Here is a 12,380-nt window from a genome sequence, read left to right on the forward strand (position 1 = left end):
TTTCGGCCGGCCGGTGAACGACGATGCTGTCCGGGTTCGGGGCGTGTCCCGGCGCACAGATCCCGGCACCAGATCCCGGCACTAGGTGGAGGTCGGCGATGCCAGATCCTGTTGTCACCACGGCCCGGCGGACCGACGGCAGGGCCCTGGGCTGCCCGGTCGCGAGCATCGTGCACGAGGCCCCGGAACGACCAGCCCTGCAGGGCTTCCGCGATTTCGACGAGTTACGCGAGCAGGGACCGCTGCACTACGTCGAGTCCGGCCGCGGGTTCTACCTGGCCGTCGGCCACGAGGAAGCCCTGGCGATCACGCAGGACTGGCGGAGGTTCCCGCAGTCCCGCTACATGCTCGGGGTGAACGGCCAGCCCAATGACTTCGTCCTCATCCCCGAGAGCCTCGACGGCCCGGCGCACACGGCGTGGCGGCGCCTGCTCGCGCCCTACTGGTCGCCCGCGGCGGTCGGAGCCTGGGAACCGGTGATGCGCCGGCACGCGGCCGAGATCATCGAGGAGCTGCGGGCGCGGGGCGGGTGCGACCTCGTCCGGGAGTTCGCGCTGCGGTTCCCGCCGACGGTGTTCCTGGAGATCATGGGCCTGCCGGTCGAGGACCTCGACGAGATGCTGGTCTGGAAGGAACACCTGCTGCACCCCGACCACACGGACCCCGCGACGGCGGGCGTGAACCTGGAACGGTCGCTGACGGCCATCATCGACTACTTCGTCGCCGCGATGGCGGCCCGCCGTGCCATGCCGCCCGAGGACCGGCCGCGAGGCCTGGTCACGACGGCGCTGAGCTGGCGGCTCGACGGCGAGCCGGTCAGCGACGACGACCTGCTCTCGTTCTACCTGCTGATGTTCCTCGCCGGGCTGGACACCGTCACCGCCGAGCTGGGGTACGGGTTCCTGCACCTGGCGACCCACCCGGCCGACCGGCGCCGGATCGCGGCGGATCCCGCGGTCGTGCCGCACGCGGTCGAGGAGCTGCTGCGGGCCTACCCGATCGTCAACATCATGCGGGACGCGGCCGAGGACACCGAGATCAACGGCTGCCCGGTCTACCGGGGAGACACCCTGATGATCTCGCTGCCCGCCGCGGGCAGGGACGACGCGACCTACCCCCGGGCCGCCGAGGTCGACTTCGACCGGGACCGGACGACCCATCTGACCTTCGGCGCCGGGCCGCATCGCTGCCTCGGCTCGCACCTGGCCCGCCTGGAGCTGCGCGTCGCCTACGAGGAATGGCACCGGCTCATCCCCGAGTACGAGCTCGACCCGGAGTTCAGCCCGGCCGAGGCGTCCGGCCAGATGTTCACCCTGAACACGCTGCGGCTGCGCTGGTCGCGGTGACCCGGTGGGGGAGTCGGTGAAGGTCGCCGTCGACGGCGCGAAGTGCACCGGTCACGCGCGCTGCCAGGCGACCGCCCCCGAGGTGTTCGCGCTCGACGAGCTGGGCTACGCCGTGCCCGGCGAGCGCGAGATCGCGGCCGGCGCCGAGGCCGAGGCCAGAAGAGGAGCGTCGGCCTGCCCGGAACGGGCCATCACGGTGTGGGGTGACCCGTTGGGCCGGCCTGCCCGCTGACGGCCGCCGTGGCCGTGGTGTCATGCCCCTGCGCGGGTGCGGCACCGCGGCCGCGAGGCATGGAGGTGGCCTGTGCTCTCGGATCTGTTCACGATGGGCATTCCCATCGGGGAGAAGGTGATCCGGACCGTCGCCGTGTACGTGGCGATGACGGTGCTCATCCGGGTGTTCGGAAAACGGGAGATGGCCCAGCTGAACACCCATGACCTGGTCGTCATGCTGCTGGTGTCGAACGTCGTCCAGAACGCCATCATCGGCAACGACAACAGCCTGACGGGCGGGGTCATCGGCGCGGTGACGCTGTTCGTCGTCAACGGGGTGGCGGTCCGGCTGTTGCGGGACAACGCCGCGGCCGAGCGGCTGTTCGAGGGAACCCCGACCGTCCTGATCAGCGACGGCCAGTTCGATGACCGGGCGCTGCGCCACGAGGGGCTGCGCCGAGGTGACGTGGAGCGGGCCCTGCGAGTCCAGGGCGCCGACGACGTCGCGGAGGTCGAGTCCGCGACGATCGCCCCCGGCGGCGCGATCGTCGTCGAGCTCCGCGCCGCCGACCAGAACGCCTCCCGCGGCGACCTCGCCGCCCTGCGCGCCCACGTCGACGCGCGCCTTGACGAGATCAGCGCGGCCCTCGCCCGGCTGGCCCCGTCCTAGCGCCACACGCCCCGCGTTGATCCAGCGGCCCGGTCGCGGGCGAAGATGGGGCATGCCCACGGATCTCGCCTTCGAGCCCGCGCTGTCCAGGCCCGACCTGCTGGCCGGCCCGGTCGCCGCCGCGCTCGCCTCGCTCGGTCTGGCCGACGCCGTCCAGGCCGCGCCGATCGACCCGGACCTCGCCGACACGGCGGCGTTCTGCGCCGCCTACAGGATCGGCGCTGCCGAGTCCGCGAACTGCGTCGTCGTCGCGGGCAAGCGGGGCCAGGCCGTCACCTTCGCCGCCTGCGTGGTGCTCGCGACCACCCGCGCGGACGTCAACGGGCTGGTCCGCCGCCGGCTCGACGCCCGCAAGGTCTCGTTCGCCGCCCGCGAGGACGTCGCCCGCGCCACCGGCATGGAGTTCGGCGGCATCACGCCGCTCGGCCTGCCGGCCGACTGGCCGGTCCTCGTCGACGCCGCCGTGGCCGCGGCCCCCTGGGTGGTCATCGGCAGCGGCCTGCGCCGCTCCAAGCTCGCCCTCGCCGGCAAGACCCTCGCGACCCTGCCGGCCGCCGAGGTCCTCGACGGCCTCGGCCTGCCTGCCTAGGGGCCCGCCGCGCCCTCACGCCGACCCGGCCGGCCAGGCCGCCGTCAGATGTTCACGTTCGACATGTTGGCGTAGCGCAGGCCCTGGACCGTGGCGCCGGCCGCCGCGAGCGTGGCCAGCTCGGCGTCCGTCAGGGTGACCGCGGCGGCGGCGACGTTCTCCTCCAGGTAGCGGCGGCGCTTCGTGCCCGGAATCGGGACGATGTCGGCTCCCTGGGCCAGCACCCAGGCGAGCGCGACCTGCGCGGGCGTGGCGCCGTGCGTGGCGGCCACCCGCTCGACCTGTTCCACGACGGCGAGGTTGGCGGCCAGGTTCTCGCCCCGCAGCCGGGGCAGGCTCGTGCGGAAGTCGTCGGCCGCGAAGTCCGCCTCCGTGCGGAACGTACCGGTCAGGAAGCCCCGGCCGAGCGGGCTGTAGGCGACGAAGCCGATGCCCAGCTCCCGGGTCGTCGGGAGGATCTCGCTCTCCGCCGGGTCCCGGGTCCAGATCGAGTACTCGGTCTGCACCGCCGAGATCGGGTGGACCGCGTGCGCCCGGCGGATCGTCGCGGGGGCGGCCTCGGAAAGCCCGAGATAGCGCACCTTGCCGGCCGTGACGAGCTCGGCCATCGCGCCGACGGTCTCCTCGATCGGCACGGTCGGGTCGACGCGGTGCTGGTAGTACAGGTCGATGTGGTCGATCCCGAGCCGGCTGAGCGACTCGTCGCAGGCGGCCTTCACGTAGGCGGGCTGCCCGTTGACCGGCCGCGCCGTCGGGTCCGTGGGGTCGTGCACGATGCCGAACTTCGTCGCGACGACGACCTCGGCGCGCCGGCCCGCGATGGCCCGGCCGACCAGGCGCTCGTTCGTGTGCGGGCCGTACCGGTCGGAGGTGTCCAGGAAGTTCACGCCGAGGTCCAGGGCGTGGTGGATGGTGGCGACTGACTCCTCGTCGTCACGGCCGCCGTAGAAGTCCGACATTCCCATGCAGCCCAGGCCCTGGGCCGAGACCACGAGTCCCTGACTTCCCAGGGGAACCTGGGCGGGCGTCGACTGCGCGTTCGGTGACATCAGGTGGAGGTCCTCTCCTCGTCAGCAACGAGCTTCTTCGCGTGAGTCCGCCCCGGCGAGCCGGCCAGTGGCGGGAGTTCCTCGCTGAGCGGTTCCCAGGGGAAGGGCCGGCCGGTCGCCTCCGGGTCGAAGACGACCCGGATGCCCCAGGCCCGCAACGTCGTCAGGGCGGCGACGAAGGCCGGGTGCCGGGCCAGCGGCCCGTTGACGGCCGGCACGAGCAGGATCTGCTTCTCCGCGCCCAGCCCCTCGTTGAGCAGGCCTAGCGCCAGCGTGTCGGAGATGCCGGCGGCCAGCTTGTTCACCGTGTTGAACGTCGCCGGCGCGACGACGAACGCGTCCGCGGGCGGCAGGACGTCGGGCTCGTCGGGCCGCTTGTACTCGGAGCGGACCGGGTGGCCGGTCAGCCGCGCGAGGAGCCCGGCGTCGATGAACTTCGTGCCCGCCGGGGTCGCGACCACGCAGACGTCCCACCCGGCGGCGAGCGCCCGCTCGACGAACGGCACGAGACCGACCGCGGGCTGGCCACCGCACACCACCACGTAGAGAACCCCGAGTTCGGGCCTGGTCATGCGCGCAGCTCCGATCAGGTGGCGGCCCGGTGCCGGCCGGTCAGGCGTGGGCCTTCCCGTAGAAGGCCTCGGTGATGTACGGGACGTGGACGTGGCCATCCTTCTCGTGGCGCGCGGCCAGCGCGCGGACGCGGCGCAGGAACTGCACGCCGACCGCGGCGATCGCGCGCTGCGCCTGGGTCGACGAGGAGCTCATCGTGACGAACTCGCCGACGGTCAGCGGCTGGCGCCAGGCCTGCTCGGCGCGCCGCACCTCGTCGAACGTGGTGGCGAGCTCGCCTTCGACGTCGATCGCCCGGAAGCCACGGCTGTAGAACGGGGACAGCTCCTCCAGCAGGTCCTCGTAGTCGGCGGCCAGGCCCCCCGCGGTCAGGTCGCGGTTGTTCTGGATGACCAGGCAGACCCCGCCCGGCCGCAGCGCGCTCGCCGCGGCGGCCCGGAACGCCGGCCGGTCCAGCCACTGGTAGGACTGCGCCGCGGTGACCAGATCGACGCCGGTGAACGTGGCCAGGTGCTGCTCCGCGTTGCCCTTCGCCCAGGTGACCGCCGGGAACTTCTGCCGGCCAAGCTCGATCATCTCGCCCGAGACGTCGACGGCGTGGACGTCGGCCTCGGCCGGGAGCAGGGGAAGGAGCGCTTCGAGCGCGATTCCCGTCCCGGCGCCCACGTCGACGACGGTGGGTCGGGCATCCGTAGGCAGGAGGCCGACCGCGTGCGCGAACAGCTCGACCGGGTACCGAGGTCGGGTGCGCTCGTAGCTGTCAGCTAGCCCGTCGAACTTGGCGGAAGGGGTGGCCATGCCGACGATGATCCTCGGGCGGCGGGCCGGTGCCGGACGGGGGGCCGCCGACGGTGTCGGTACTCACATCTGGGCGGCCGGCTGGCTGGCCCGGCGGCCCGGCGGCGGGGCCTCGGCCCTGTTCACCCGGTCGGCGCGGCCCGCGGCGGGTCAGCCTGCCGCGGGCCGGACGCGTCCGGCGACCGCGGCAACGCGGTCCGTCCGGATACGGAGTGTGGGAGCGTGGTCGTCGTGACCGACCGGCTCCCGCTGTTCACAGGAATCGAACTGTTGTCCCCGGCCCGGCTGCGGCTGGTGCCCGCCGAGCCACCGCCGCTCTCGCGGGCCGACCAGGCCGCCGTCGACGACGCGTGGGACGAGGCCGTGCGGGCGAAGCCGGGCTTGTTCGACGGCCCGGTGGCGGCCTCCGGCGGGCTGCGCTGGGACGAGGCCCAGCCGGGAACGCTGGTGCTCACCTGGCTGCGGGCGACCTACCGCCGCTACGTGTCGCCCCGGACGCCTGGTTCCGCGCGCTGGCTGCCGCACCTGTTCGTCAGCGTGCTGCAGCCGACGGACGACGGCGCGCTGATGGTCGGGCGGATGGCGGCCTGGACCTCGTCGCCGGGCCGCTGGCAGCTGCCGAGTGGCACCGGCGAGCCGCCCGCGGCCGTCGGCGACCCGCTGGAGGTCGCCGACCTGCGTGCGCTGGCCGCCCGTGAGCTGCGCGAGGAGACCGGCACCGAGATCCCCGCCGCCGACCTGCGGCTCTGGCGGCTCAGCCGGGGCCGCCAGGGCGACGTCGGCGTCCTGTTCCTGGCGCCGCCCCGACCGGCCGGCGCGCTGCGGGCCAGCTACGCGGCCCTGGTGGACGCCGAGCGCGCGGTGGGCCACGAGCCCGAGCTGGACCAGATCGCCTTCGTCCGCGTCGAGGCGGACCTTCCCGCGCCCGGCGACCCGCGCGGCGATGTGGACCCGATCCTGCGGGCCTTCCGGCAGGACGCGCCGGACCTGGCCGCGGTCGCCGGCCCGGCGGCCTTCCCGTTGGGACCCGTCAGGTAGGTCGCGACGGTGCCGGCCGGGCGGCACGCCCGGCCGCGGGCGATCAGGTGGGCCGGTCGCTCGCCGCTATCCCGACGAGCCCGCCGATGACGGTCCCGATGACGACCGGGAAGCCGTCGGGCACGGCCTTGTCCATCAGCACCATGGCGATCCAGCCGCCGATGGAGACGAGCATGGCGACGCCGAGCAGGCACAGCACGACGTAGCGCGGCTCGCGGTACTTGCGAGCCGCGGCGGGCGGCGGCGCGGGCAGGCTCGGCGCGGCCACCGGGCTCGCGGGCGTGCCGAGCGACTTCTCGGCCCCTGTGGGCGACATCGGTCCTCCGTCTCGACGCGCCGGGTCACGCGGCCCCGCCCAGGACGGGGTCCCGGCCAAGACGGCCGTCCGTCCAGGGTGAAACGGCGCGATCCGACCCCCACCAGCCGAAATCGCCAGCAGCCTAGCCGATCAGTCGGAGTCGGGTATCCGCGGGCGCATCGCCTCGGGAATGCCGGGCTCCACATCGAGGACGCGCATCAGCAGCCCCAGTAGCTGGCGCTGTTCCGCCGGCGACAGCACCCGCATCGACGGCGGTGGGACCGCGAGGAGCTTCTGGGCCTGCGCGAGGACCTCGCGGCCCTCGTCGGTCAGCGCCACGGTCTTCGCGCGCCGGTCGGTCGGGTGCGGCTCGCGCCGGGCGACGCCGCGGCGTTCCAGCAGGTCGACGACGCTGGTCAGGTAGGACGGGTCGTGCCGGAACGTCTCGACCAGCTCGCGCATCGGGCGAGGCCCGTCGGACAGCACCAGTAGGACCTTCAGCGCGGCCGGCGTGAGGTCCGTCGCCTGGCAGACGGTGTGCATCCGGGCGGGCGCCGCCCCGCCGAGCGTCAGGGCCAGCATCGCGCGCCAGGCCTCACTGGCGAACGCGTCCCGCTTGGCGATCTCCGGGCCCGCGGTCGCGCGCGCGGGTGCCGCCGGCGCGATGGCCATCCCGCCGGCCACCTCACCGGGGGTCTCCCGAGCGGCTTCGATCATGTCTCGATGGTAGCGGGTGCTTGCTCAGAAAGTGTCGTTGTGAGGACGATATATTTGACACCACTCAACGAACGCTGGATGCTGAGCCCGGAGCAGACGTCATCCTTAGGCCGTCAGGCCGCGGGAGCGGAGGGGGCGGGTCCGCCCGCGACCGACCTCCGCCCGTGCCGCCGTGACGGACGGCCACATTTCAGGGAGCTATTTCGTGTCCGACCAACCTGACGCGGCCTCGCGGCCAGCGACGGCCGCAGTGCCTGGGCCCGTCCCAGACGACGGCAAGCTCGACCCGGCGCTGCTGCGCCTCTGCGGGACCGTGATGCTCGGCGCGATCATGGTCATTCTCGACACCACGATCGTGTCGGTCGCGATCCGCGACCTGGGCAAGGAGTTCAACACCTCCCTGTCGACGATCTCCTGGGTGACCACCGGCTACCTGCTGGCGCTCGCCGTCGTCATCCCGCTGTCCGGCTGGGCCGTCGAGCGCTTCGGCGCCACCCGGATGTGGAACATCTCGCTGACGATGTTCATCGTCGGCAGCGCCCTGTGCGGTCTCGCCTGGTCCGCGCCGGTGCTGGTCGGCTTCCGGGTGCTGCAGGGCCTCGGCGGCGGCATGATCATGCCGATCTGCATGACGCTGCTGGCCCGCTCCGCCGGACCGACCCGGATCAACCGGGTGATGAGCATCATCGGCGTCCCGACCCTGATCGCCCCGGTCCTCGGCCCGGTGATCGGCGGCCTCATCGTCGACAACCTCAGCTGGCGCTGGATCTTCTACGTCAACCTGCCGATCGGCGCGCTCGCGCTGTTCCTGTCGTGGCGGGTGCTGCCGCGCGACGACCGCGGCTCGTCGAGCAACCGGCTTGACCTCGCCGGCCTCGCGCTCATCTCGCCCGGGCTCGCCGGCGTGGTCTACGGCCTGTCCGAGGCCGGCAACGGCGGCGGCTTCGGCAGCCTGAAGGTCGAGCTCAGCATCATCATCGGCCTGGTACTGCTGGTGGCCTTCGTCCTGCACGCGCTGCGCGCGCAGCACCCGCTGCTGGACATGAAGCTGTTCAGCAACAAGGACTTCAGCCTGGCCAGCGTCGCCACGTTCGTGATCGGCGCGGTCCTGTTCGGCGCGCTGTTCCTGCTGCCGCTCTACTACCAGGTGGACCGCGGGCTGAGCGCGTCGACGGCCGGTCTGCTGCTGGCGCCGCAGGGCCTCGGCGCGATGATCGCGATGTCGTTCTCCGGCCGGATCGCCGACCGGCGAGGACCCGGCTCCGTCGTCCCGGTCGGCATGGCGCTGACGCTCGTCGGCACCATCCCGTTCACGATGGTCGGCGGCCACACGAACGAGCTGGTGCTCGCGGCCGTGCTGTTCGTGCGCGGCCTCGGCTTCGGCGCGGCGATGATGCCGGCGATGGCCGCCGCCTACCAGACACTGGCCCCCAGCGCCGTGCCGCGGGCGACGACGACGCTGAACATCCTGCAGCGCGTCGGCGGCTCGGTGGCCACCGCGCTGGTCGCGGTGGAGCTGCAGCACAACATCGCCAGCCGGCTGCCCGGTGTCGGCGGTGGCAAGAGCACGCTCGCGGTGACCGGGGCGAAGCTCCCCGGCCCGGTCGCCGACAAGGTCGCCTCGGCCTTCGGCGCCACCTTCTGGTGGGTCATCGGCCTGTCCGCGCTCGGCTTCGTGGCCAGCCTGTTCCTGCCGCGCATCTCCCCGCCGGCGGCGGTCCCCACGCCGGTCACGCCGGCCACTCCCGCCCGCGAGCCCGTCGCGGTCGACTGACGCACCCCGCGACAGCGAGCCCCGGCCTGGACGGCGGTCCAGGCCGGGGCTCGTCGCGTCGGGGGCAGGTCAGCCGGTCGGGACCGGGTCGTCCTCGATCAGGGCCGGCAGCAGCGCGGGCAGCTCGGTGAGCGAGGCCAGGATGGTCTCGGCGCCGGCGGCGCGCAGGTCCGCCTCGGAGTACCGGCCGGTGGTGACGGCGACGAGCCGCGCGCCCGAGACCTGGGCCGCGGTGACGTCGTTGACGGTGTCGCCGACGAGCAGGACGTCGCGGGGGGCGATCACCTCGCCGAGGCGGTGGCGGGCCCGCTCCAGGGCGATGTCGACCAGGGCCGCCCGGTCGGCGTGGTCGTCCCCGAAGGCGCCGAGGGAGAGATCCAGGTAGGGGTCCAGGCCGAACGCCTCAAGCTTGATCGCCGCGACCGCCCGGGTGTTGCCGGTCAGCACGCTCTGCCACAGGCCAGGCCGGTCCGCGAGGGCGACCAGCGCCTCCAGGGCGCCGGGCAGGACCACGCCCCTGGCGGTGAGCTCCGCGCGGGCCGCCTCGAACCCCTCGGCCAGCGCCGCCAGCAGGCCGTCGACCAGCTCGTCGGTCGCCGGAAGGCCGTGCAGCTCCAGGGTGTCCCGGATGGTCTCCAGCTCCGTGCGGCCACCGAACAGCATCGCGACCTCGCGCATCGGCTGGCCGGTGACGCCCGGGAACACACGCTCGTAGACCACCCGCCCCATGCCCCGGGCGTTGATCAGCGTCAGGTCGATGTCCCACAGCACCAGCCGCACAGCCACAGCCGAAATCCTGTCACACCCGGTGGCCGCGAGATTCGCGGAAAATACGGCCACCGGGTATGACGGATCTCTCGCCGCTATACCTCGGCCGGCGGCAGGGCCAGCGTCCGCCCGGTGACGGCCTTGTAGTCGGCCTCCAGCTGCGCGAGGTTCACGCCCTCCAGGAACGTCTTCGAGCCCAGGTGCTCCGGCCAGATCACCACCCACGCCTCCTCGACGAGCGGGGTGCCCTGGACCTTTCCGTTCCAGAACGACGGCGCGAACTCGGTCTCGGTGCCCCAGGTGATGAACCGGACGTCGGGCGTGTAGCCGCCGGCCAGGATCGCGTGGCCGCCGTCGATCTTCGACCCGCGGACGTCGGTCCAGGGCTTGTGCGCGGCGAACTCATCCTGGTTGGCGTCGAGCACGGTGATGCCCAGCCAGATCCCGCCGAAGATGGCGAGCGCTGCCTGCACCTCGGCGAGGTTGGTGTGGTCGACGGTCGCGAAGGCCACCGCCTTGACCCCGTCGGGGCCACCGTTGACGTGCAGGTACTCCAGGCCGGTCTGGATTTCCATGCCCTGGTCCTGGCCGCTGCCGGGGCCGTTGTCGTCGGCCGTGCCCGCGGGGTCGAAACCCGGGTTCTGGGTCTGGTAGAACTCCCAGACCTCGCGCTGGGACGGGTAGTTCTCGGTCGAGAGGTTCGCCGTGACGAGACGGCGCAGGTTCGCCCAGGTGACGGCGTTGCAGTCACCGGCGACGTCGTTGCCGAGCACCTGCCAGTCGCTGAGCTTCGCCAGGTAGTCCTCGGTCTTCGGGTGCGTGGGGACCGGTTTGCGGCCCAGAGCAGACGGGGCGACGAAGGTGCTCAGTCGCAGCGCCGGAGCCTGCTTCGGCGCGCGGCGACCGTACTTGAATGGCATGGCGGTGCCCTTTCTGGGAACGGCGGTTCGGGCCAGGGACCGCCGCGATTGCCGCCGCGGTCGAGAGCCGTCGAGGCAGTCTCTTACCCCGTATACGCGGCAAGCTACAGAAAGAACCCTGTGAATACGATGTCAACACCCGCCGCCACGCAGTGCTTTCAGGCCCAGCCTGCATTTCTATTTATCTGTAGAAGCTGGTCGTCCAGAAATACCTCACGCCCGGATGTTCACGGTCGCGCGGGGGAGGAGCCACGGTCGATCGGAAGTCTGACCCACACCACGGTGTCGCCGGGCCGCGAGTCGATGCCGATCGTTCCGCCGTGCCGTTCCTCGATGATGCGCCGGACGATGTCCAGGCCGAGCCCGGTGCCCTTGCCGACGTCCTTCGTGGTGAAAAACGCCTCGAACGCCCGGGCCCGCACCTCTGGCGGCATTCCGGGACCGGTGTCGCCGACCTCGACCACGACGGCGTCACCGTCGAGCCGGGTGGTGAGGCGCAGGGTGCCGGCACCGTCCATGGCGTCGAGCGCGTTGTCGATGAGGTTCGTCCAGGCCTGGTTGAGCTCGCCGGCGTAGGCGCTGATCCGGGGGACCTCCTGACCGAACCGGCGTTCCACCCGCAGGCCGCCGCGCATCTTGTGCCCCAGCATGACCAGGGTGCTTTCCAGGCCCTCGACGAGGTCGGTGTCCTGCATCGACGCGCGGTCCAGCTGGGAGTACGACCGGACCGCGCCGACGAGCTCGGAGACCCGGCGCGTCGAGCTGCTCACCACACCCAGCAGATCGGTGGCGGCGAAGGTGCTCGCGACCCAGACGAGGGCCGGGGCCAGGGCGGGGCCGGTCACCACGTCCGCCACCCGCTCGCACCAGGCGACGTCGATCCCGGCCTTGGCCAGCACCGGAGCGATCGACCAGCCCTGGCTCACGCCGTGGCCGGTGAGCCAGGACCCCAGGTCCTCCTGCAGGTCCGAGAGGTCCAGCGGGTCCAGCGGCGCCGAGGGGGCGGCCACCTCGACCCGCAGCTGGTCCAGCGCCCGGAACTGGTCGGCGGCCAGGTCCCCGTCGGCCAGCTGGCGCAGCGACGACAGGAGCGTGTCGCAGGTGTCCTTGAGCGCGGCCACCGCCCGCGCGGCCGCCGCGGCCGGGTTGTTGATCTCATGGGCGAGGCCGGCGGCGAGCGTGCCCAGGGTGACCAGGGCGTCGCGCTGGCGCACGGCCGACTCGATGCTGCGGGCGGTCCCGAACAGGCCCTCGATGATGTGCATGCCGAACGGGAACCACGACTCGGTCAGCGCGCGCAGATCCGTCGCGGCGACCCGGAAGAGCCGCCCCGCGGTGCGGGCCCGCCCGGTCGCCAGGTAGACGCCGCGGGCGTCCCAGGCCCGGAAGCCGCCGGCCCAGCGGCCCGGGCTCGCCATCTGGCCGACGACCGACTCGTCCTGCGCCGTCCGGCGCACCAACTCGATCGCGCCGTCGAGCAGCACCCACCAGAAGTCCGCGGGATCGCCGTGGCGGAACAGCTCCTGGCCCGCCTCGAACCTCAGCTCGACGCCCACGGCGAGAAGCTGTTCGAGCTGCTGGTCGGTGAGCCCGTCGAAAAGGCCCACCGCGTGAAGGTCGCTGGCCC

The 12,380-nt window shown here is 72.8% G+C and carries 14 protein-coding genes; 6 read left to right on the plus strand and 8 right to left on the minus strand.

Translation table 11 applies throughout. The features are described from left to right. The first annotated feature begins 98 nt into the window (after window positions 1-98). The 4 genes from FRAEUI1C_RS12420 to FRAEUI1C_RS12435 all read left to right on the plus strand — a co-directional run bounded on the left by FRAEUI1C_RS12420 (window position 99) and on the right by FRAEUI1C_RS12435 (window position 2,818). On the plus strand, window positions 99-1,346 hold the full coding sequence (locus FRAEUI1C_RS12420) for a cytochrome P450 (protein ID WP_013423646.1): 1,248 nt from the start codon (window positions 99-101) through the stop codon (window positions 1,344-1,346). Between the two features lie 4 nt (window positions 1,347-1,350). Beyond that, window positions 1,351-1,578: a ferredoxin gene (locus FRAEUI1C_RS12425; protein WP_232425400.1), complete on the plus strand. Its 228-nt coding sequence runs from the start codon at window positions 1,351-1,353 to the stop codon at window positions 1,576-1,578. Window positions 1,579-1,650: 72 nt separating this feature from the next. Continuing rightward, window positions 1,651-2,229 (plus strand): DUF421 domain-containing protein, encoded by a 579-nt coding sequence (locus FRAEUI1C_RS12430; RefSeq protein ID WP_013423648.1) that lies wholly within the window; start codon window positions 1,651-1,653, stop codon window positions 2,227-2,229. 52 nt (window positions 2,230-2,281) lie between these two features. Further along, entirely contained in the window at window positions 2,282-2,818 is a 537-nt protein-coding gene (locus FRAEUI1C_RS12435; RefSeq protein WP_013423649.1) for a YbaK/EbsC family protein, read from the plus strand. Between the two features lie 44 nt (window positions 2,819-2,862). On the opposite strand, the gene FRAEUI1C_RS12440 is transcribed toward FRAEUI1C_RS12435, so the two are convergent. From FRAEUI1C_RS12440 to FRAEUI1C_RS12450, 3 genes are read right to left on the minus strand one after another with little or no spacing between them, the layout of a single operon-like run. After that, a complete protein-coding gene (locus FRAEUI1C_RS12440) occupies window positions 2,863-3,867 on the minus strand; it encodes an aldo/keto reductase (RefSeq protein ID WP_013423650.1) in 1,005 nt (334 codons plus the stop codon). Further along, the gene (locus tag FRAEUI1C_RS12445) at window positions 3,867-4,439 is read right to left on the minus strand and encodes a flavoprotein (RefSeq protein ID WP_013423651.1); all 573 of its coding nucleotides are present in this window, start codon (window positions 4,437-4,439) and stop codon (window positions 3,867-3,869) included. The genes FRAEUI1C_RS12440 and FRAEUI1C_RS12445 overlap by 1 nt, the downstream gene beginning before the upstream one ends. A gap of 40 nt (window positions 4,440-4,479) precedes the next feature. Continuing rightward, complete coding sequence (locus FRAEUI1C_RS12450; protein ID WP_013423652.1) at window positions 4,480-5,238, minus strand: class I SAM-dependent methyltransferase; 759 nt, start codon at window positions 5,236-5,238, stop codon at window positions 4,480-4,482. Window positions 5,239-5,460: 222 nt separating this feature from the next. Here FRAEUI1C_RS12450 and FRAEUI1C_RS12460 point away from each other — a divergent pair, with 222 nt between their 5' ends. Further along, on the plus strand, window positions 5,461-6,276 hold the full coding sequence (locus FRAEUI1C_RS12460; protein WP_013423653.1) for an NUDIX domain-containing protein: 816 nt from the start codon (window positions 5,461-5,463) through the stop codon (window positions 6,274-6,276). A gap of 43 nt (window positions 6,277-6,319) precedes the next feature. On the opposite strand, the gene FRAEUI1C_RS12465 is transcribed toward FRAEUI1C_RS12460, so the two are convergent. Together FRAEUI1C_RS12465 and FRAEUI1C_RS12470 are read right to left on the minus strand one after the other, a co-directional pair. Further along, window positions 6,320-6,592, minus strand: coding sequence for a hypothetical protein (locus FRAEUI1C_RS12465; protein WP_013423654.1), 273 nt, complete (start codon window positions 6,590-6,592; stop codon window positions 6,320-6,322). A 132-nt stretch (window positions 6,593-6,724) separates the two neighbouring features. Further along, on the minus strand, window positions 6,725-7,291 hold the full coding sequence (locus tag FRAEUI1C_RS12470) for a MarR family winged helix-turn-helix transcriptional regulator (RefSeq protein WP_157734915.1): 567 nt from the start codon (window positions 7,289-7,291) through the stop codon (window positions 6,725-6,727). Between the two features lie 205 nt (window positions 7,292-7,496). Here FRAEUI1C_RS12470 and FRAEUI1C_RS12475 point away from each other — a divergent pair, with 205 nt between their 5' ends. After that, the gene (locus FRAEUI1C_RS12475; RefSeq protein WP_013423656.1) at window positions 7,497-9,065 is read left to right on the plus strand and encodes a DHA2 family efflux MFS transporter permease subunit; all 1,569 of its coding nucleotides are present in this window, start codon (window positions 7,497-7,499) and stop codon (window positions 9,063-9,065) included. A gap of 69 nt (window positions 9,066-9,134) precedes the next feature. Here the strand turns inward: FRAEUI1C_RS12475 and FRAEUI1C_RS12480 are convergent, their stop codons facing one another. The 3 genes from FRAEUI1C_RS12480 to FRAEUI1C_RS41615 all read right to left on the minus strand — a co-directional run bounded on the left by FRAEUI1C_RS12480 (window position 9,135) and on the right by FRAEUI1C_RS41615 (window position 12,360). After that, on the minus strand, window positions 9,135-9,851 hold the full coding sequence (locus tag FRAEUI1C_RS12480) for an HAD family hydrolase (protein ID WP_013423657.1): 717 nt from the start codon (window positions 9,849-9,851) through the stop codon (window positions 9,135-9,137). Window positions 9,852-9,928: 77 nt separating this feature from the next. Further along, a complete protein-coding gene (locus tag FRAEUI1C_RS12485; protein ID WP_013423658.1) occupies window positions 9,929-10,753 on the minus strand; it encodes a hypothetical protein in 825 nt (274 codons plus the stop codon). A gap of 227 nt (window positions 10,754-10,980) precedes the next feature. Next, complete coding sequence (locus FRAEUI1C_RS41615) at window positions 10,981-12,360, minus strand: sensor histidine kinase (RefSeq protein ID WP_269724400.1); 1,380 nt, start codon at window positions 12,358-12,360, stop codon at window positions 10,981-10,983. Between the last annotated feature and the right edge of the window lie 20 nt (window positions 12,361-12,380).

Source organism: Pseudofrankia inefficax, assembly GCF_000166135.1.
In the GTDB taxonomy this organism is placed as follows: Bacteria; Actinomycetota; Actinomycetes; order Frankiales; family Frankiaceae; genus Pseudofrankia; species Pseudofrankia inefficax.

Excerpts from the sequence above, each read along its gene's own strand:
- FRAEUI1C_RS12440 (WP_013423650.1), bottom strand. The coding sequence starts at position 3,867 with ATGTCACCGAACGCGCAGTCGACGCCCGCCCAGGTTCCCCTGGGAAGT.
- FRAEUI1C_RS12485 (WP_013423658.1), bottom strand. The coding sequence starts at position 10,753 with ATGCCATTCAAGTACGGTCGCCGCGCGCCGAAGCAGGCTCCGGCGCTG.
- FRAEUI1C_RS12450 (WP_013423652.1), bottom strand. The coding sequence starts at position 5,238 with ATGGCCACCCCTTCCGCCAAGTTCGACGGGCTAGCTGACAGCTACGAG.
- FRAEUI1C_RS12470 (WP_157734915.1), bottom strand. The coding sequence starts at position 7,291 with ATGATCGAAGCCGCTCGGGAGACCCCCGGTGAGGTGGCCGGCGGGATG.
- FRAEUI1C_RS12445 (WP_013423651.1), bottom strand. The coding sequence starts at position 4,439 with ATGACCAGGCCCGAACTCGGGGTTCTCTACGTGGTGGTGTGCGGTGGC.
- FRAEUI1C_RS12420 (WP_013423646.1), top strand. The coding sequence starts at position 99 with ATGCCAGATCCTGTTGTCACCACGGCCCGGCGGACCGACGGCAGGGCC.
- FRAEUI1C_RS12465 (WP_013423654.1), bottom strand. The coding sequence starts at position 6,592 with ATGTCGCCCACAGGGGCCGAGAAGTCGCTCGGCACGCCCGCGAGCCCG.
- FRAEUI1C_RS12435 (WP_013423649.1), top strand. The coding sequence starts at position 2,282 with ATGCCCACGGATCTCGCCTTCGAGCCCGCGCTGTCCAGGCCCGACCTG.